The 20716-nt window shown below is 46.3% G+C and carries 14 protein-coding genes; 10 read left to right on the plus strand and 4 right to left on the minus strand.

Translation table 11 applies throughout. From position 1 onward, the window contains the following. The first annotated feature begins 24 nt into the window (after positions 1-24). The 3 genes from ACVA6Q_RS00930 (at position 25) to ACVA6Q_RS00940 (ending at position 1855) form a co-directional block, all read left to right on the plus strand. Positions 25-1011 (plus strand): permease, encoded by a 987-nt coding sequence (locus tag ACVA6Q_RS00930; protein ID WP_446646150.1) that lies wholly within the window; start codon positions 25-27, stop codon positions 1009-1011. A 22-nt stretch (positions 1012-1033) separates the two neighbouring features. After that, positions 1034-1270: a thioredoxin family protein gene (locus tag ACVA6Q_RS00935; protein WP_446646151.1), complete on the plus strand. Its 237-nt coding sequence runs from the start codon at positions 1034-1036 to the stop codon at positions 1268-1270. Between the two features lie 78 nt (positions 1271-1348). Beyond that, entirely contained in the window at positions 1349-1855 is a 507-nt protein-coding gene (locus tag ACVA6Q_RS00940) for a sigma-70 family RNA polymerase sigma factor (protein WP_446647151.1), read from the plus strand. Here ACVA6Q_RS00940 and ACVA6Q_RS00945 read toward each other — a convergent pair. Further along, positions 1849-3279, minus strand: a complete 1431-nt coding sequence (locus ACVA6Q_RS00945) for a glutathione synthase (RefSeq protein WP_446646152.1) — start codon at positions 3277-3279, stop codon at positions 1849-1851. The genes ACVA6Q_RS00940 and ACVA6Q_RS00945 overlap by 7 nt on opposite strands. Positions 3280-3582: 303 nt before the next feature. Between ACVA6Q_RS00945 and ahpC (ACVA6Q_RS00950) the strand changes: the two genes are divergently transcribed. Continuing rightward, a complete protein-coding gene (gene ahpC / locus ACVA6Q_RS00950) occupies positions 3583-4140 on the plus strand; it encodes an alkyl hydroperoxide reductase subunit C (protein ID WP_353500001.1) in 558 nt (185 codons plus the stop codon). 217 nt (positions 4141-4357) lie between these two features. Then, positions 4358-5359, plus strand: a complete 1002-nt coding sequence (gene proX, locus ACVA6Q_RS00955) for a glycine betaine/L-proline ABC transporter substrate-binding protein ProX (RefSeq protein WP_446646153.1) — start codon at positions 4358-4360, stop codon at positions 5357-5359. 68 nt (positions 5360-5427) lie between these two features. Here proX and ACVA6Q_RS00960 read toward each other — a convergent pair whose 3' ends face one another. Beyond that, positions 5428-8358: a polysaccharide lyase family 8 super-sandwich domain-containing protein gene (locus ACVA6Q_RS00960; protein WP_446646154.1), complete on the minus strand. Its 2931-nt coding sequence runs from the start codon at positions 8356-8358 to the stop codon at positions 5428-5430. A 402-nt stretch (positions 8359-8760) separates the two neighbouring features. On the opposite strand from ACVA6Q_RS00960, the gene ACVA6Q_RS00965 reads away from it, so the two are divergent. From ACVA6Q_RS00965 to ACVA6Q_RS00985, 5 genes are all read left to right on the plus strand, one after another. Continuing rightward, a complete protein-coding gene (locus ACVA6Q_RS00965; protein WP_446646155.1) occupies positions 8761-11757 on the plus strand; it encodes a polysaccharide lyase family 8 super-sandwich domain-containing protein in 2997 nt (998 codons plus the stop codon). A gap of 211 nt (positions 11758-11968) precedes the next feature. Further along, complete coding sequence (ahpC, locus tag ACVA6Q_RS00970; RefSeq protein WP_042500071.1) at positions 11969-12526, plus strand: alkyl hydroperoxide reductase subunit C; 558 nt, start codon at positions 11969-11971, stop codon at positions 12524-12526. Positions 12527-12742: 216 nt separating this feature from the next. Continuing rightward, entirely contained in the window at positions 12743-14335 is a 1593-nt protein-coding gene (ahpF, locus tag ACVA6Q_RS00975; RefSeq protein WP_446646156.1) for an alkyl hydroperoxide reductase subunit F, read from the plus strand. A gap of 289 nt (positions 14336-14624) precedes the next feature. After that, entirely contained in the window at positions 14625-17342 is a 2718-nt protein-coding gene (locus ACVA6Q_RS00980) for a M12 family metallo-peptidase (RefSeq protein WP_446646157.1), read from the plus strand. A gap of 151 nt (positions 17343-17493) precedes the next feature. Then, on the plus strand, positions 17494-18171 hold the full coding sequence (locus ACVA6Q_RS00985) for an SDR family oxidoreductase (protein WP_446646158.1): 678 nt from the start codon (positions 17494-17496) through the stop codon (positions 18169-18171). A gap of 136 nt (positions 18172-18307) precedes the next feature. Here ACVA6Q_RS00985 and ACVA6Q_RS00990 read toward each other — a convergent pair whose 3' ends face one another. Both ACVA6Q_RS00990 and ACVA6Q_RS00995 read right to left on the minus strand, forming a co-directional pair. Beyond that, the gene (locus ACVA6Q_RS00990; RefSeq protein WP_446646159.1) at positions 18308-19273 is read right to left on the minus strand and encodes a chromosome partitioning protein ParA; all 966 of its coding nucleotides are present in this window, start codon (positions 19271-19273) and stop codon (positions 18308-18310) included. After that, on the minus strand, positions 19270-20595 hold the full coding sequence (locus ACVA6Q_RS00995) for a sphingomyelin phosphodiesterase (RefSeq protein WP_446646160.1): 1326 nt from the start codon (positions 20593-20595) through the stop codon (positions 19270-19272). Before ACVA6Q_RS00995 ends, ACVA6Q_RS00990 begins: the two co-directional genes overlap by 4 nt. Positions 20596-20716: the final 121 nt, after the last annotated feature.

A 20716-nucleotide genomic window follows, 5' to 3' on the forward strand; every position in this document is an offset into this window, starting at 1 on the left:
GAGACTTATCTATAGGATCACATAATGTTGGATGTTTTTACTTGGTTAGCAGACTGGCTTGCCTATTCATTACTTGGACTTTCTCCATCGACGTCGGTGGGCATTGGCGTTCATTTTTTCATTGAAGACACCAGTAAGATTTTGGTGCTTCTTGTTGTGCTGATTTACGTTATCTCTCTGATACGGGCTGCGCTAAGTACAGAAAAAGTCAGAGATTACCTTCGAGGTAAACATAGAGGAGTGGGGTATGGCTTAGGGGCGATGTTTGGTGCAGTAACACCTTTTTGCTCATGTAGCTCAATTCCATTGTTTATGGGGTTTGTGTCTGCTCGCATCCCTATTGGTATCACTATCGCTTTTCTGATTACCTCACCGCTTATCAATGAAGTGGTCGTCATCATGCTTGGCAGCATTCTTGGTATTAAGTTCACGGTGCTTTATGTCGTGAGTGGACTCTCTCTAGGCATTCTCGCTGGCATTCTGGTGGACGCCCTAAAAGCACACCGCTGGCTGCAACCCTTTCTCTCAAAGGTTTACCTTCAAGAGAGTCCATCAATTGAGTCCAATTACGCAGCTCAAAGTACGCCTAAGATGACCTTTCAGCAGCGACATCAGTTTGCAGCCAATGAGACGGGCACTATCGTCAAACGCATTTGGAAATGGGTGATTATCGGCGTTGGGATTGGTGCCTTTATTCATGGTTTTGTACCCGCTGAGTGGTTTGAACAGAACTTGTCGGATGGCCAGTGGTGGACAGTACCGCTCGCGACGTTGAGTGCCATACCTATTTACACCAACGCTTCTGGGGTCGTGCCAATTATGGCTTCTTTGATTGAAAAAGGGATGCCTTTAGGGACGACCTTAGCATTCTGTATGGGGGCGGTGGCTGTGAGTCTGCCTGAATTTATGATGCTAAAACAAGTCATGCAGTATCGCTTTCTGGCGTTAATTGTTGGCTATTTGCTTATTGCGATTTCCATCGTGGGGTGGGTATTTAATGCTTATTACTAATGTGATTAATTGGAGTTAAACTATGAAAACAATTCAAGTATATGGTTCAGGTTGCCACAACTGCCAGGTGACCGCTCAACGCATTGCCGATGTCGCACGATCTCTTGGGCAAGACGTGGAGGTAGAGAAAGTGACGAGTCTAGAGGCGATTATGAAAGCGGGAGTGATGAGCACGCCTGGAGTGGGAGTTGAAGGTATCGTTCGCCACACAGGATCAGTGCCAACTGTGGAACAAATCCAAGCCATGTTGGAGTCATAACGGTATAGACAGTTCTGCGCTATTTGTATTGCCAAGTAGCGTGATTGATTGAGAAAGGTTGAGATAATGAAGTGCTTAATGACGGCTTGGGATAACACGGAAGCGATGTTATACGCTTGGCTGCTGAAACAAACCAAAAGCCAGCATGAAACTGAAGATATTATGCAGGAAGTGTTTCTTAAAGCGATGAGTCATAGCGAACGATTTTGTTCTCTAACTGATGGCAAAGCTTGGATTTTTAAAGTGACGAAAAACCACCTGATAGATCTTTTAAGAAAGAAGATTGAGCTTGAGTCGATGGATGACCTCCAGGCTCCAGAATCAGTGACACCCGTCATGACTCAGTTGCAAACCTGCTTACCGCGTATCTTGCCTAACATGTCTGATAGCGATCGACATATCATTGAAGTTTGCGATTTAAACGGGGTGACGCAAGCTGAATATGCGAAAGCACAAGGCTTGACTCTACCAGCAACGAAAGCGCGGCTTCGCCGCGCTCGTATTGAATTAAAACAAAGGTTGATTAGTGAGTGTCAGGTTGTGCAGGATAATTCGGGAGTGTGCTGTTTTAAGCGCGCTCAATGAGCCTCGTACGCAAGAGAGTCGAGGACACCTAATCCGCTATGTACGCCGCCTTCGGTGGTCGTCGATGCTTTACTTCGCACCAAATAGCCAGCATATCCACCCTCTGCAGTCACCGACTTGCCATTTAAGTGAACTGTGAAAAGGCCGAGTTCACTAATGAGGTCATCGACGGTATCTGCTACACCCTCTCTTACCACGAGAGCAGGCGTTTTCCTTGGTGCTGGGCGAACTCGTCGCATCAGCGCCCAAGTCTCATATTGTTCTGGGGTCAATTGTTGCAGCTTTTGAGGAATGTCCTCGCCAAAAATACAGTGTCCGCCGCCTTCTCCTTGGTTTTTAAGCACCCAGTTGTCGACACCTTCAGTGCGAATAAACTCGGCGCTGTTCTCGTTCACCAGTCTCATGTTACCAAGAAGTCTTTTTATGCGCTCTGCTTGCTGCAAGGTCAGATCGAAACGTGTCAGTTGCTCGGCAGTCATCGACGTCAGCAGCGCTTGCACTCGCTTACTTGTAGCGAGTTGTTGGCTCACTGTGGCATTGACGGCAACCTTATGTTGCTCAATGAAAATACGCGTGTTCATTAAGGTGTCACAACATTTTTTGCTATCGAGATCGTGTGCAGCGTAATCGCAATATTGATAGCCCGCTCGTAGATACACTACGTCGATACCACCAACACCATCGAGTACTAGTCGATCATTTTCTCCAGTGGTCAATGAGCTATGCAGTTGCTTGAAGGTGCGTCGATAGGTTTCAATGCCCATTGCACGCAAGTGCTGTTCGAGTAAGAACTGATCGAAAATGTTGTCTTCATTTTCTTGAACCACCATTAAAAATTTAGCGCGGTCTTGCTCTTCAGTTTGAACTTTAATGCTCTGCGCCGCATGAGCAACCCCCTCCGCTAAACGGGTGAGCGCCAAGTTATCGATAAGCCGTGCATCTGGGTTTTCGTTCCAGTTGCTAAACGCATTTGGATCTTGCTTTTGCAGATAACGATGAAGTTCATGAGTACGCTGCCCAAACGGCCCCATACCTGCTGCAATCCCATTAAACTCAATAAGTTGTGGTCCCAGCTCTTGGTCGTCCATAAAATCTGTGCGCATCATGAGCAGCGGCGTACGTTTGGCATTACCTTTGTGGTGAATCGCTTTGTGCATCGCAAGTAGCTCACTGAAAAACGCGTCGCCTTGGGCAACGGGCTCAATCGCTTCTTGAAGAAACTGATGATTTTCAGCCACCGCGTTGATCAATTGACCAAAAATAGGCGCTGATTTACGAAGTGCATTGAATCGGGCTTCGGAAATCGTTGCAGGCGTGAGGCTTACGGCGGCGTGTTTACTGCTTCCTGGCGTCGCTTTTAACATGACATTGTGGGTCATCATCCAGTTGATGGCATCTTGGATAGCAAGTGTTGGGGTGTTCATTATTCGTACCTATAACCTGGCAGTGGTTGACGCTTTTCATCTTCGTGGATGATGGGCTTGGTTGATGACGCCAGTCGAAAATAAAAACTAAGGTTAACTACATTTCCAATAAAGTCGAAATGATACTGCCAATTTTTATGTTGTCAACATCGATAGCTAAAGCCAATCGCTATTGATAGAAAATACCAATCGAATAGATAGGCACAGACGAATTTTCAAAAACGCGCTCTCATTGCAATATGTATCCATCGGCGCAGGACAGTGCCACACCAGATAACAAGACCATATTGAGAGAGTAAAATTATGATCAACACGACTATCAAGCCATTTTCAGCAACTGCATTCAAACAAGGCGAATTCGTAGAAATCACAGAACAAGACGTGAAAGGTAAATGGGCAGTGTTCTTCTTCTACCCAGCTGATTTCACATTCGTTTGCCCAACAGAGCTTGGCGACCTTGCTGACCACTATGCAGAGCTTCAAGAGCGCGGCGTAGAAGTTTACTCAGTATCGACAGACACGCACTTCACGCACAAAGCGTGGCACGACAGCTCTGACACAATCGGCAAAATCAATTACTACATGCTTGGTGACCAAACAGGCACTATCACAAACAACTTCGGTGTAATGCGTGAAGGTCAAGGTCTAGCAGACCGTGCAACATTCCTAGTTGACCCAGAAGGTGTTATCCAAGCAATGGAAATCACTGCAGAAGGCATCGGCCGTGACGCAGAAGACCTAATGCGTAAAGTGAAAGCAGCACAATACGTAGCGGCTAACCCAGGTGAAGTTTGCCCAGCAAAATGGAAAGAAGGCGAAGAAACACTAGCACCATCTTTAGACCTAGTTGGTAAAATCTAAGCGCATCGCTTGATGTAAACCGGATTATCGAGTCCGTGTTGCGCGCCCTAGACTCCCATTGCTTGACGTAAGGAGTTTGGGGCGCGCATCCATTTTATTTCGCTGAGTCTCAAATGAGATTTACGCATCCTCGAAAGAACGCTCCTATAGTTAGGGTTGTAAGTTGCATATAAGCCAAGCAACAACCTGTATTCATTGAAACTTATGGAGTGAGTTCATGCCTAAACAGTCTCATTTTTTCGTCGTTTGTGCTCTGAGCACCACCGCTTTATTGCCACTATCATCCTTTGCCCAAACAACGCTTCAGCCAATCAAAACCTCATTAGAAGAAGAATCTTTTCAAACTGAACTTGTGATGCATGCTCTTAAAGAGCTTGGCTATGAGGTGAATGCACCCAAAATCATGACATACGCGGAAGCTTATCAATACGTCTCAGTGAACTCTGGTGCTTTTTTTGCGGCCGCATGGCTACCAACGCATCAAGAGTTGCTTAGTAGTGGTGATAAAGATGGGCGAGTCTATGTGGGTGGTAGTTACGTCCCTCAATCAGCTCAAGGTTATCAAATCGATAAGGCGACGGCAGACAAGCATAAGTTGTCTTCGATAGATCAATTGAAAGACCCAGCTATCGCGAAATTGTTCGATCACGACGGTAACGGCAAAGCTGAACTTATCGGGTGTCAGCCTGATTGGGTATGTTCCAAAGTTATCGATCATCAAATCAAAAGGTACGGACTTTCTGATACGGTGGAGCAGATCCAAGGTGACTACAATGCTTTGATGGATTCGGTAATAGACAAACAAAGAGCTGGCAAATCGGTTCTCTACTACACTTGGACACCGCATTGGATTAGTTATGAACTTCAGCCTGAGAAAGAGAGTGTCTGGCTAGAGGTGCCATTCTCGGCTCTGCCAGAAAACAAAGATACAACACTGCCCCATGGCAAAAACTATGGCTTTGAGATGAACAGTCAGCGCATTGTCGCCAATAAAGAACTGGCTCTGGCTCATCCAGATGTCCATCGCCTGTTTGAAATCATTCAACTAAAGCCTAATGAAGTCAGCGCTGAAAATCACTTACTGCACAAGACTGAAAAGGGTCAGCACAATACGGTTGCCTACATGCAAGCGTGGATAACAAAAAACAGGGCTTTGTTTGATTCGTGGTTAGAGGAAGCGAAGCGTGCTAAGCAAGTAGAAGCTAGCTCAGATAACTAATTATTTAGGCACAAAGAGAAGGGAGAGCAAAAGTGCTCTCCCTTCTTGTTTCTATCCGACTCTGAGGGTCAATTAGAAGCACCTAGACTAATACTGGCGGGCATTCCTGAGTAGAGCTCTTGGCGGTACTCATAAGCCTTCTTGTCGACATTATCTGGCATGTTGAAGCTTACTTGGCTGCCGCCACTGTCAACAGCAGTGACCGTTGCAGTCTGTCCGTCTACAAAGTCGGTACTCAGCCCTTGTGTTTTGTACTGATACGAACCCGTAGAAAGGCTAAGCGATGTCGTAAAATCAAGGGTGTGTGCGCCTTCTTTAAGCACGACTTCAAACTTATGGTTCTTATCATCTTCGTGATCAATGTGCTTATTGAATGCCTCTGGGTTTTGCGCAGTGACGACCCAACCGCCATTGTTAGCAAGTTGCAATAGCATAGGCTGTGATGCGGTAAACGTAGCACCGCTGAGCGTCACACTCCCTGCCTTGTGGAACACCAACTGATACACTTCCTTAGCGCTGTCTTTGTAGTGTACGCCTTGCACTGAACCAGTGTTTACGACTGTTACGTTTTCTCCGTAGCTTTTGACTTTATCGGGCATGACGTCTGCCTCGACATTCGGCACGAGAACATAGTGGTAGCTGTCTTCTTTGATTGTTGGGTTAGGCGTATGGTTGAGGGCAATAATAAACACGCTCTCAGTGCCTATGCTATCGATGGTATCGACAACGGATGTCCCCGTGACCAAGGTATGACGCTGTTTCTCACCCGTTTTCGGAATCGTGATATAGCCGACGTCTCCTTGATGGAACCACGTTGGATGCTCCGAGCTGAATTTACTGTCTTTAACGATACAGCAGGCCACGGTTTTCTCGCCTTTTTCTTGGGTGTAGTAGGTGAGTGTATCGTGCCATCTTGGCTGGTCGATAGTGGTGACAATTGGCATGTAAGTGCTCTCATCATTGCCACGCTCGACACGTGCCACGTCCGTACCTAGCGCAATCACCATGTCATCTAAGAAGAACGCGCTCTTCTTAGCGGCGGCGCTGGTATATGAGTTTTCGCTGCCATAATGGAAACTCGCAATACCGTAGTTACCATCACTCAAGGTGCCTGCAAACGCACTAGGGTTGAATTTGCTTTCTGCTGATTGCATCGGAATGGCGTCGGTTTTCCACTCTTCGGTAAGTCCAGGTAGAACATGCCAGTCCCAGTTGTAGCGTGCATCAGCGTACTCTTTGCCATCCACTTTAATTTGTAGAATACCGGAGCCGTTATGCATTCCGGGGTCTTTGTTAAAGCTCTCTGCACCTCGCGTTCGTGAAGATTGCATCTTAAATGATGAATACCACTCAGTACTGTCTTCTATGCGTCGGTGCACCAGCATGTCAGCATTCCAAAATGCGTGGGTGCCGGGCGCTTTGTGTGACTCATCATTTAGGCTAGTGTGCAGAGCGTCGAGTTCTTTATCGCCTTTGAAGGCTCGGTCGTCGCTTGCTTTTTCCATGTGCTCAATAGAACGGGATAGGTTTTTAGTACCGAACTTGTTGGCATTGCTAGATAGGAAGGTTCGACCTAATGATTGGAAATCCAGTACATCTTTAAACAGCAGTGCGCTATAGGTATAGAGCATTACTTCAGTAGACTCTTCCAGAGGAAGCGTGCTCATTTCCCAATCCGTCCCATTTAATAGCTCTGCCACTTCAAAGACACTCTCTGCGTACCATTCAAATCCGTACGCGAGCATGGCTAGGTCTTGTCGATGCCCAACGTGATGAGATAGCGAACCATCAGGCAGTAAACCCGATTGACCGTATCGATGAGGGCGTCGACTGTTTGTGTCGAGCCAAGTTTTAAGATCACTAAAGCTGCCACTGGGTTCCCAACCCGGAAGGAGGGTGCTGCCCTTTTCTTTTAGCGGGGCATAATCGGTGTACCACCACGCCACATCGGTAATAGGTTTGTTGTAGTCTGCGAGTAAGCCAACGTAGACTGCCCAGCTGCGGAGTCTGTGTCCTCGGTTAGCGTCAGACCATGTCCCCATCGACGCTGCAAAATCATCTTCGATGAAGTAGCGCAAACGCTCAGGGTCTCGGTCTGTCTCTGGCAGGTCAAAGGCAATTTGATAAAGGGCGTTAACGTTGTTTCTAAACTTTTTAGCGTCCTCATCGCCTGCTAACTCTTTTTTTAAAGTATCTTCAAGGATGTAAACCAATGGCAAGGAGAGTGCGTCGGTGAAACGCCATTGATGTGTTCTATCGGCGTGGGTCATGTTGCGATTATCGGCGAATCCTTGCCTAGGAAAGCGATCTACAAAGGCATTGAATGCTTTCACAATGGCAGCGCGCAGGACTTCTTTTTGCTCTTCACTTTTCTCGCTGTGGTAGGCGTAACCAAGCCCACCAATGCGGTTTACGGCTTCTTCAAAGTCTTTGCCGTTTTGAGTCGCCTTGTTGTCACCAAGACTGCTGGTATATGCTTTTAAATCAATAAATTTCCCATCATTGTCGTTAATGCTTTTGACCAGTGCCGCTACTTCATCCGAAGTGTAATAACGCTCCCCCCACATTCTTTTGCTGGTCAGAACGAACTCTTTTAGATGGGAGAGATACTTGCTCCACTGTGTTTCGCTGACCTGATGTATAGTGATGTTTTTTGTTGCCACAAGCCCGTTGCTGTCATTGAGAAAAACCGTCAACGAAACGTTGTTTACGTCGCTTACTTGGCTGTTGTCTTTGACGTAAAGCACACCTCGTGGACGATTGGCATAATCAAGCTCTGTTTCTATTTGGTAGGCCGAACTCTCCCCACTATCGACCAGTGAGAAACTGTAACTGGAACCTGTGACGTTGCGGCTCGCACCAAGGGTACCAACCACGCGATCTCCACTTTTACTGCCTACTTGGATTTCGAATGTCTCCCCCGTGACAGTAATGTCACTATCCTGCGCGATGACGGCGGCGCAGAATAAGCTAAGAATCACTAAGATGGTGGTTTTCATTTGTGGCACTCCGTTGCTTTCACAGAATTAAGTCTAGTAGTAATGTGACGCACTTCTAAAAAAGCGCTGTCTCTAATTTGCGAATTTATTATTAGCGAGTTAGGGATAAGCTATTGGCGGCGGTTATGGATAAGTCATCGGTCTCGGAATGTGAAACTGAGAGGTGCATTCAGAAGAATTGAGTTATTAGTCGTCTGAGAGCCGGTTCGGTAGAGGACGTATTCTGGGTATGAATCTCCAAGCCTTTGCTCGCAACATTGTATTTGCAAACCTGTCTTTAACTTGAGCTGAGTATATATAGGTGAGGTAAATAACTGATTTAATAACAAAAACTTGACTTAAATTTATAACGTCGAGCCATTAGATTCTCCGCTCCTGTTCCAATAAAAATAGAGAATCTCAATGCTCAACAAAACTCGATTGGCATGCCTTGTCGTACTCGGTTTCAATTCCCCTCTACATGCTTCTGATCTGCCTTTTATGGAATTACTTGAAGCGCGAACGTCAGTGTCGTCCCAGACCCAAGCTCTCGCAGTTGCCAGTTATGATCATGAATACTTTGATATTAGCGTCGACGCCAAGGTTGGCGAAAGGGTCGTCGGTCGCCTCAATCATCCGCTGAACTACAAGCCAAGCCAATTAAGCGACGCTCTGCACTACGAAATTGCAGGAGGTCAACATTCACCATTTATGCTAAGAAATCAGCGTGATGAAAACGGTAGATTGTTTGGTGAGTTCGTACTTAGTGAAGACGCAGGTTTGTCTATGGGTCAATATCCCATTGACGTGGTGTTGAAACATGGAGAGGCTCAAGTAGAGAAGCGGACTATTACGATTAATGTGGTTCATCAGACGCAGTGGGATCTTTTGCATCAACGTGCCATGTCTTTCCTTGAGGGCAACAGGCGTCTGCAAGGCGCTTTTGTGTATACCGACGGCGAGATAGAAGATTACATTCAAGAGCTCAACGACAACGATGGTGCGTTTGAAGGTATGGAGTTCTACCATGCAAGAAACGAAGATGAGCTTTTGGATATTCGACCGCGCGTGCTTGGCAAGGAACTGATGCTAGCAGCTAATCAAATTAATGCGTTGGCTTATGCGTTAACTTACAGTGACCAGTTCGGCTATCAAGGGGAAGCGTTTGAACGTCAGCGTTTACTGAGCGCGCTATACAAAGCGATCAGTCGTTACACGGCGCACTTCCCGCTGAAGGATTTCGCGAATACGCCTACTCTGATGCACAATATGGTGACCCACCAATGGCGATTTACCGATCCTATTAGTGCTGCTGGTTTTGTGATGTCACCCGTGATGAATCGAGATATTTCTCGGGGTGATACCCAAGCGAAGCAAGCTAAAGAGAGCTTTCAAGCGCTGCTGCAAATCGCATTTGATCTTCCCTATCGTCAGCGCCAACCAGAATATAACCGCTACTATCTACAACAGGATTTAAAACACAGCCCTGGTGCTTGGGCGGATGCAAACCGTCATCACCGTATGCGAACTTGGCTCATGATGAGTGTATTGTGGAGTGATTATAATCAGCCGCTGACGTACCAGCCTTGGTGGTATGGCGACTATGCTCCGTTTGCTGCGCAAAACACCTCATTGTTACCGGAATGGACACCCAAAGGAGCCTTGTACGACCTAAAAATGTGGCTAGAGACCAATACTCGTTATGCCTTTAAATACGGTCAATCGGGGATTTTACCTGATGGTACGGTCTCCCATCACGTTGGGGCGAGACAAGACATGGCGTTCTTTGCGTATGGCTTTGAGTGGATGGCGGGAACGCCTTCGGAAGTGGTTGGTATCCTTGCTGACACGCCGTGGAAGCTGAGCAATGCCACTTACAATCAGTCGGCAGATTTCGTACTCGATAGTTACCCAAATTTCGTCTATCGCGGTGGCCTAGATTTTCAGACGGCTGGTCGTAGTCATGCCTCGGATATCACGCCTATTTTCGGATTTACCAAGCTTATCAAAGGGATTGATACCGTTTTGGAGGCGAAAAGCAGTGATACAGAGATCCGCCGCGAAACAGAACTGGTGAACTTTCGCAATAACCTAGAAAACAATACCCATGAAGCGACGGTGAATCGTGCTTACTGGAACAGCGATTTCATGGTGCAAAGACAGTCTGGACAGCAAACGCCGGCGTACTATATGTCGTTCAAAATGAATTCATCGCGTTCTATGGGGGCAGAGAGTTTTGAACCGGATGTCGGTTATCACAATGGTGGTGGTGTTCTGCAATTGCTTGTTGATGGTGATGAGTACTCTAAGGTCATGGACAGCTGGGATTGGCATGCTTTACCTGGTCTAACAGAGGAGCTTAGAGTTGATGAACTGCCAATGAAGAGTGATTTCAAACTCTTTAACCCTAAACATTACTCCGGCGTGATCTCTAATGGCAATCATGGTTTTGCCTCATTTAAGTACGACAGCGAAGCGCCTTATAACTCTGCCTCTGCGAATAAGTCGGTAGCGTTTATCGATAACATGGCAGTGGCGCTGGGATCTAAGGTGACAAGAACCAAAAATGGCGACGGCTGGGAAGTCGGCAACATCATTACTACCTTAGATCAGGCGGCATGGGATACGCCGTTGACCTATCAAATTGATGGTGGCGATCAACAAAGCGTTGATGAAGGCGACTACCTCGACGACACATTGTCGGTTCAAGACAGCGCTTGGTTCCATCAGGATAAAATGGGGTATGTGGTGCTAGCGAGCTCAGAAACATCGGTGATGCTGCGTGGTGGCGATGCCATTAACAGCACTCATGGTGATACCCAGTCGGTGTTCCACATTGCGATTGACCATGGTCAGCACCCAAGTGGCGAAGGCGTCGGTTCAAGCTATCAATATATCGCGATTCCAAACGTCTCTGCTGAGCAAATGCCAGAGTTGGTCGAGCAGCTGAAGCAGCAGTTGGTTGTTAGAACCAACGAATTGAGCCACGTGGTTTACTACAGAGTGGATGCGAATAGAGAAGTTGTCGCTATGGCCTTTCATCAAGCTGGTAGTGAAAGTATTGCCACTCAGGGTGGTGAGCCGCTTAACGTGAGCGTCGACAAACCGGCGTTGGTTCTCCTAGAGCGCAATGGTGATAGCTGGTCTGTATCGGTGCAAGATCCGCTGCATCATGTTGATCGCAATGACCGTAATACGTTAAACCTTACCATCAATCGCGGTCTTCGCTCTGGTCAGTATGATTACCAAACTCAGGGTCATCGTATCGAGCATTTAGCGGGGCAAACCGTGACAGTGAATGGTTATGGCAATCAATCGGAGTTGACTATCGAACTCCCAGACCAGCAGGACAAAGCGTATCAAGGCAGGCACGACCTTTTCACAGGGATGCCAGCAACGGTAGTGATTGCTGCCGAGTAACCTCTTCAGCTTCGTTTAAACATATGAAATATCAGCCCCCTCAACTCTGGAGGGGGCTTTTTTATGTCGTTGATAATACCCGCACAAACTTAATAGGAATCTCCTATCAAATGAATAGGAAAGGACGAATTTTCAAAAACAAGCGGCTGTTGCAAACTATCTACATCGGCGCAGGACAGCGCAACACAAACACTTTGAGAGAGTAGAAATTATGATTAACACCACTATCAAGCCATTTTCAGCAACAGCATTCAAACAGGGCGACTTTGTAGAAATCACAGAGCAAGACGTGAAAGGCAAATGGGCAGTATTCTTCTTTTACCCAGCGGACTTCACGTTTGTTTGTCCAACAGAGCTTGGTGACCTTGCAGACCACTATGCAGAGCTTCAAGAGCGCGGTGTTGAGGTTTACTCAGTATCAACAGATACGCACTTCACGCATAAAGCGTGGCACGACAGCTCAGACACTATCGGCAAAATCAACTACTACATGGTTGGCGACCAAACAGGCACTATCACTAACAACTTCGGTGTAATGCGTGAAGGTCAAGGTCTAGCAGACCGTGCAACGTTCCTTGTTGACCCAGAAGGCGTTATCCAAGCAATGGAAATCACAGCAGAAGGTATTGGCCGTGACGCAGAAGACCTAATGCGTAAAGTGAAAGCAGCACAATACGTAGCGGCTAACCCAGGTGAAGTTTGCCCAGCGAAATGGAAAGAAGGTGAAGAAACACTAGCACCATCTCTAGACCTAGTTGGCAAAATCTAAACGCTCGTAGAGCTTAACAAAACGCAGCAATAAACGGCATTCGTGTCCGTGTTGCACGCCCCGTAGTCACTTTTATGGCTTCTACCATTGGCTTGTAAAAGTGGGGGCGTGCACCCTTTAAATACATTATTAATTCAACATCAAAAGGGTCCCCTTTTCGTTATCCCTTTTTAAATTCCTTCTGATGTTAAGCAGTCTTATAGAATAGGTATCAGTATGTTAGATCAAGCAATGAAGCAGCAATTAAAAGCGTATCTAGAAAACGTTAAAACCCAAGTTCAATTGGTTCTAAGTCTTGATGACAGTGATACGGCAAGCAAGATCGAATCTCTTGCTAATGACATCGCATCACTTAGCAGCAAAATTGACGTCGTTCGCGACGACGCTGTAAGCCCGCGCAAGCCAGTCATGCGCGTTGTAAACCCAGAGAAGGGCACTGCAATCGGTTTTGCCGGCCTGCCAATGGGTCACGAATTTACATCACTGGTGCTAGCGCTACTGCACACAGGTGGTCACCCAATCAAGCTAGAAGCCGAAACCATTGAGCAAATCGCACAGCTGAACTCACCATTAGATGTTGAGATCTTTATCTCGCTGTCATGCCAGAACTGTCCAGAAGTGGTTCAAGCCTTCAACATGATGGCTGCAATTAACCCACTGGTAAACGTCACTATGATCGACGGTGCTGCATTCCAAGATGAAGTAAAACAGCGCGATATTATGGCGGTACCAAGCGTGTTCATTAACGGTGAACTGTTCGGCCAAGGCCGCATGTCACTGAATGAAATTCTAAACAAAGTCGACACAGGTGCAGCGGAGAAAAAAGCCAATCAGCTAAACGAAACCGCACCGTTTGATGTACTGGTTGTAGGCGGTGGCCCTGCGGGCTCTTCTGCGGCTATCTATGCAGCGCGTAAAGGTATTCGCACTGGTGTTGTCGCAGATCGCTTCGGTGGTCAGGTGATGGATACCATGGCAATCGAGAACTTTATTTCAGTGAAAGCGACCACAGGACCTAAGCTGGTGGCTAGTTTAGAAGAGCACGTTAAAGAGTACGGCGTTGAAGTCATCACTGAGCAGCGTGCAGCAAATATCATTGACGCAGAAGATACCGATGACGGTTACACTCACGTAGTTTTAGAAAGTGGCGCGGTGCTAAAAGCTCGCTCTGTCATCACAAGTACTGGTGCACGCTGGCGTGAAATGAACGTTCCTGGTGAGCAAGAGTACCGCAACAAAGGCGTGGCTTACTGCCCACACTGTGATGGCCCACTATTCAAAGGCAAGCGCACAGCCGTTATCGGTGGTGGTAACTCAGGCATTGAAGCAGCGATTGACTTAGCGGGTATTGTTGAGCACGTTACGGTTCTGGAATTTGCGGATGTACTTCGTGCAGACCAAGTGCTTATCGACAAAGCCAACAGCATGCCAAACATTGATATCATCACGATGGCTCAAACCACGGAAGTGTTAGGTGATGGCACTCGAGTGACAGGTCTTGAGTATAAAGACCGCAACACAGATCAAATCAAGCAAATCGAGCTTGCTGGTATCTTTGTTCAAATCGGTCTAGTGCCAAACAGTGAATGGCTAAAAGGTACAAAGGTAGCACTATCGCCACGCGGTGAGATTGAAGTCGATGCCCACGGCGCAACCAGCTTGAAAGGCGTGTTTGCGGCGGGTGATGTCACCACCGTTCCTTACAAGCAAATCATCATCGCAATGGGCGAAGGTGCAAAAGCGAGCTTGGGCGCGTTTGATTTCTTGATTCGCAACCCAGCGCCGGTGAGAACGGTGGAAACAGCTTAAACATAATGCTAGAAAAAACGCCGCTTAAGTTAGCGGCGTTTTTTTAATAGAATAAATCTAAAACTAATAAATAATCCGTGGTAATTATCCTTGCCCGGGATATTTGATGGGTGAATGATAATTGATTTTTAGTGACTGGTGTTCTTAATATGCATTGTCATTAGTGATAAATGCATCTCACTATAATGCTCGTGTTTATATTATTAATGGAAGTGATGTTACATTGGTGTCCAAGTAAGTCGTAGTTAATGAACTTACTGTAACGATAATTCGGAAATGGATGTCAATAATGAAATTTAAACAGTCCCAGCTACCTACGTTAATTAAGGTAGCGAGCACGAGCATGCTTGCTGTATGCTCATTTAGTACTTTTGCACATCAGTCATGGCATGAACTGGAAAATGGCTTTGCTGAGCTTCCTGCAGTCGTTGATTTACCATCCATAGCGATGAAGCAGATGCAGTTTGAAGTGGCAGATCGCAAAGGTAATCGTCTTATCGGTGCTCTCAAATATCAGGGCGAGAAGGACAACAACCTTAGTTCAATTGCTTTAGTGGACGATAAGCTGGTGGCGCAGTTGCATTGGAAGCAAGCTACTTACACCGTGACTTGGCGAAATGACGACTATTCTGTGCGTTCGCGAGTTCGGCCGCATCTAATTGAAGATAATATTGTTCACTATACGCAAGCACAATCTAGAACTCGTTATTTTTCTCCCTACTATCAATCTTTCATTCAAGCAGATCAATCTTTACCTGCACCACCTATTAAGCGCGATACAGTTCATCAAATAGTGGTGTTCGATCATTCCACCGTCCGTTATTTGACTGGGGACAGTGAGGTAACACCTGAGAATATCGCAGTAGCTAGAGAACTATTGCAAGCAGATCTTGTGAATGCTGAACGAGCTTTTAATGAAACAGATATGAAAAAAGGGATCAAAAATCGCCTTATATTCGCTGATTTTGATTTTCCTCAAGAGTCTGGAACAATTGAAACGAGGGATGCTGTACGCGCAATACCTGAAGTGTCACGTCTTATTGCAATCAATGCTATCGATGTCGTGCAGATTATTACCGATAACAACTTAAACAGTGGTTGGGGTGGTGTAGCCTATAGTGGTTTAGGCTATGACGAAGATAACATCAATCGACCTGATTACTACAGTGATCCACCGTACTTTAATTTAGTGAAAGCGAATACGATTGGTAATGGCCGCGTTAGTGCTCATGAAACCGGGCATAATTTAGGGGCAAATCACGATAGATACACCCTAGAGACTGGTGGTTGGGGAGCTGGTGGCGAACATCATTTTGGTGCTATTAACTATGGCTATATTAACTCCTCAGAAAGCCTTTATAGCATCATGGCCTACTATTCATCTTGCTGGGAAACAGCAAACAGCTATTGTGAAGCGGTAGTAAGCTTTTCGAATTCGAAAAAACTTCATGGAATTGATCTCGGCCGTGCTGCTGGTGCGGAAGACAGTGCGGATATGGCGGCATTCCTACGAATCGCCGAGCAAGACATGATCCATCAGCGTTACGATATGAAGTCTCTCTCATTGTCTCAAAATTCGGACGGCTATCGTGTGGAGTGGCCTGATGTATCGAGTCGTTATGAGATTTTTCGTAGTTCCGATTGCGATCGACTCGATTTTCCCGATGAGTATGACTACGAGGGTGGTGCTGTCACCGTTACGGATAATAACTATCTTGATGTCACTCTTGATGATAACTATCGAGAGTGTGTCAGCGTGATAGGGATGTACAAGATTGAAGGTGCGGAAGGGGTAAGAAAGTCGGTGTTAGGTTCTGTCCTGGTACCGACAAAGCAAGCATCTAACCTCGTATCGGATGCAAGTAATACCTATGTACCTCAAATTAATAATACGACTGCCGCTCAAGTGGGGTTGTCAGCCCCTCTAAGTGAAGATTCCAAATTGTATTTGGTGTCTTCTTTAGCCCCCTGTATTCAGCCAGATCCAAATGGTTACAGCTGCTTGAGGTCTTCTACGGCGGTGAATTTCGACGATTTGGCCTATGAAACGGATCATCGTCAATTGGACTGGCTTGGTAACTACTTTGATATCTCGATTGAGGTGCAGAGCGATGGAGTTCACCTGAGTGCTACATCCAAGTACTCAGAACGAGAGTTCACTCAAAAGCTTGCCGATGATCTCGCTGGTCGCGTTGTTGAGGAGTATGGTTATGAGCGCTGGCTATTTCACGCGAAAGCCATTCCGGTAGAGCTACTGATTACAGAGCCTTCGCTAAGCTGGACGGGCGAGAATTATGAGAAGGCGGTGAGTAAAACTACAGTTAATTTCGATATCCGTCATTTATTTCGCAAAGAGCCTATTTTTGTCAATGTAGACAATGTATCACTAGCCCCTGCTGAATTCGAGGTCGTGCTTGGCGACATTAGCCTTCTTGAAGGCTATCGAGTCGAGGTCGCTGGTAAAGAATTGAATATTAAACAAAGTGGGGATCAGGCAATCCTAGACTTTAGCGATTTCGAGGCTGGTAATTATGTCGTAACTATCTCGAATCAAGATTTTTCAGAAAAAGAGATTCAAGTTGTCAAACACGCCTCACCAATTATTGTTCAAAGCTGTGAGATTGAGGAAGAAAGATTATGTCGCATTCAATTGATGGGTAACCAGCAACTTTCATCCGCAGTGATTGACCAATCTGCAGGGCTAAACTTTGAGTCGGAGCGAGCAGATGCGAAGAATAACGTGATCGATTTGCAAGCCAGTTTTTCTGAAGACTTAGAGGGTGAAACACTGAGTATTGCTATCAGCTATCAGACGAGTGAAATGTCTGACTGGTATCCGCTCTTATTTGATATTGTGTTGCCGAAAAAGATTGAGTCAAAGCCCGGAGTTGGGGGCGGAGATAGCGGTAGTGGTGGTGCGGTTGGTCTTGAAGAGTTTTTTGGGCTAGGTCTTGCCGTGTTTTCAATAGTGGGGGTTCGTCGTCGTAGGACACTAGAAAAGGCTTGATACAAAGTACTTCAGAGCCTACCTGGTCTTAGTTCATGTGACTAGGTAGGCTATTAGGTGAGTTTACAGTATGTAACTGCCTTTTGTTGTTAGCAGTGCTACTTTATACCTTGCGTTACATGCCTCCCTATCACTGCTTTGAGAGAACTATATGAAAACTATCCTAATTACAGGCGCGACGAGCGGCATTGGTTACGAGCTTACTAAACAACTGTGTGAAAAGGGCTTTAAGGTTGTTGCGTCAGGGCGCAGCGAAGACAAGCTGGCTCAGTTGAAACAGCAAACCGGTTGCGAGGTTGTTGTTGCGGATCTCAGTGACGCAAGTGAAACGGTAGCTCTGTTTGACAAAGCAATCGCACTTGTTGGTGGTGTTGATGTACTGATCAACAATGCGGGCATGATTTCTCGTAAATGCTCGATTGAAGAGTTCACGTTAGAAGAGTTTGAAGAGCAATACGCTATCAATCTTCGTGCGCCGGCACTACTAAGCCGTGAAGCGCTTAAAGTGATGAAGCCAAAAAAATCAGGTCAAATCATCAATGTAGTGAGCACAGCTGCGAAACGTGCCAACGAAACCATGAGTATCTACTCAGCAATGAAACAAGGGTTCGCAGGTTTTAGCGCCATCTTGATGAAAGAAGCGCAGCCTCATGGCATTAAAGTAACCTCACTGTTCCCTGGTGGCACCGATACGAATTTCCGCGAGGCAGAGCGCCCTGAGTATATGCATCCAGCAAGTGTTGCTAAAGCGGTGATTCAGGTACTAGAGCTGCCAGCTGATGTAGTGATGCATGAAATGACGTTTAGACCTATGGTTGAAATCGAGTAACAAAGCCACTTAAAAAAACGAAGGCACGACCCAAAGTAGTGCCTTCGTTGCGTATAGCAGGCAATATCACTCATATCCGTTAGTTTCTTTCCTTGCTTTATAGACTTCATCAAGACCAAAACCTATCGCTTACTCGCTAAAAGCTATCAAAAAATTCGTGTCGAAACTCGCTGACTTTTTGTTGGTAGATCGTTTGCCATTGAGCGTCAGTTAGCCCCGTATAGCCAGTTTTTCTTTGCTGCGAAAGACTATTTTCAAGCTGATTCAATTCAACGTGATAGTCTCGGACCATGTTTTGCTGCGTGGTGACTTGCCGCTCTCTGGCTCGAATTTCCTCGCTCTGTGCCGGCGACAAATAGGTGTGCTCAAGCTCGTCAATAAATGCGCTTTTTTCGTCCTGGTTCATTATGTCTGGTAAGGAGCTCACCGCTTTTTCGAACTTGGCTACATCGGTATTTAAGCCTAAATCATGTTCTTGGGACGCCTCTAAAAGCACCTCAAACGCCTCACGATATTGCTCTGGACTTTCTAGTGGTAGGTTTTGCTGATTTAGTTCGAAATCATAAGCCGCAAATTCATCGCTCAACAAAACCTCTGCCCACTCTCCCCAAACAAGTTTCGCTTGGTGTTTAAATTGAGCGATACGTGATATCAGTGACTGTTCGTTTTCAAAGAGCAAGGTGCCAAGCCTTTGTTGCCAAAGACGACTAAGCTCTGGGTAGTTTTTTGTAAGCTCGAAGTAGTTTGGGGTTATGATTTGCTTTAGGGCGATAAGGCTGTCCTCGCAGTTACTCTGAGACAAGCAGCTGCGCCAGAATGACTCGAGTGACTCAATAAGTCTTTTACCTTTTTCAGATTGAAGCTGATGAGCGTAATGTTCAAGGCTTGTAGTTAGCCCATCTTTTTTTCTAGTTATTGGTAATGCAGATCTGCCAGCAGAGACCCTACTCGTTGAATCAGTAATCAGAACGGCATTGTTTGTGTCTGCTTCTGCCTTTTCTGGAGTCGCGTCTTGCACTTGGGACGGGGTATTACCGCTAACATACAGCATCACTGTGCCCGCCAAAATGACGGACACAGTTAATAAGGTCAGGCGCTTCATGGCTTAATCGCCGCCACAACTGGAAAGTGGTCCGACAGATTGTAGTGTTTCCACAAACTATCATCGGTTGAACGAGGGACATCGACTCGGTTGTCGTTAGAGGCACGCTGACCAAACTCGCTACTCACCATGACGTAATCGAGGTATTCGACATTCTCGCCGCCAGATAGCGCTTCGCCCGCAAAGTCATTGATGCGCGGATCAAATGTCGATTCGGTGTAGCCAGAATACGCGGGCTCGATAGCGCTCAGGTTGGTAATCATCTGCTGGTAATCTTCTGGAAACTTGAGCTTGTTAACGTTGAAGTCACCGCTGTAGACCACGGTCTCGTGAGCGGGAATTTGTAATGAATGCGCGAGAGCCTTGATTTGCTGAAACTGCTTCTGTCTAAATGCACGCGCCGTGTCTGTGTCAAACGAAGCGGTGTGCGTAGCGAAGACATGGTATGCCTCACCGCCTTTAATGATTTCGGCATAGTTGACCCCTTTGTCTGCGAAGCAATCGGTGCCAGAACAATCCGGAAACACATATTGTGCCTCATTGACGATAGGGTAACGGCTGACAATGATGACGCCACCGTCGTAGATGTTGATGCCTTCCTTATCCAACATCTTGGTTTGGTAAGGGTACTCTTTGGCCAACTCCCTCAAAAAAGCATCGCGGCCACTGGCAAATACCTCCTGCAGTGCGAGCACATCATAACCTTTGACATAATTGGGCAGTAGCTCGTAGCGATCGCCGATATGTGAAGCGATAGCCGGCAGAGCCCAAATGTTGTAGGTCATCAGTTTTAAGTGCTGATCGTTGTTGTCGATAGTTTCATCGACCTTTTTTGGGGTAATGGTGTAATACAAATCGTCGTAGCGTGCGGTTTTGACGGACTTAAATGCGAGCTCGGTGCCGCTATCAAAGGCGTCGGTCATTGATCTGTGTATGTCGCGATCCTCTTTGAGTACGAGACCAACATCCGCCGAAGATACTCCATATTCGATGGTTGAATTGTACCAATGACCTTTCATCACCTGACTTAGGGTGACACTCTCCCCTTTTGGGTTAGAAACCACGGTTTCAAACTGATAAGTGTGATTGGATTTCACGCCCTCCCAGCGATTAAAACTGAGCACAGACTTGGTTTCCCAAGGCCCCAGTGTTTCGATGTGCTGCTGCCATTCTTCACCGTAATTCAGCTCTGCTGTTCCCTGATGTTGTACCTGAATGGTCAATGGCTTATCGGAGTTATTAGTGAGGTAGACGTCTGTGTCTGCGACGCTTGGTAGTGCGAATAAGCTACCAACTAAAAGGATTAACTTGTTGTAATTCATTTTGATATCCGTGGTTTAGGGTGGAGTAATTATTCTTATTTATCTTTATGACTTGCACGTTAAAACCGTATGACAATAGTTGCTTATTCGATGGATGTGATCATTGCAAATGAGGTTGATA

Source organism: Vibrio sp. DNB22_10_4, assembly GCF_052879755.1.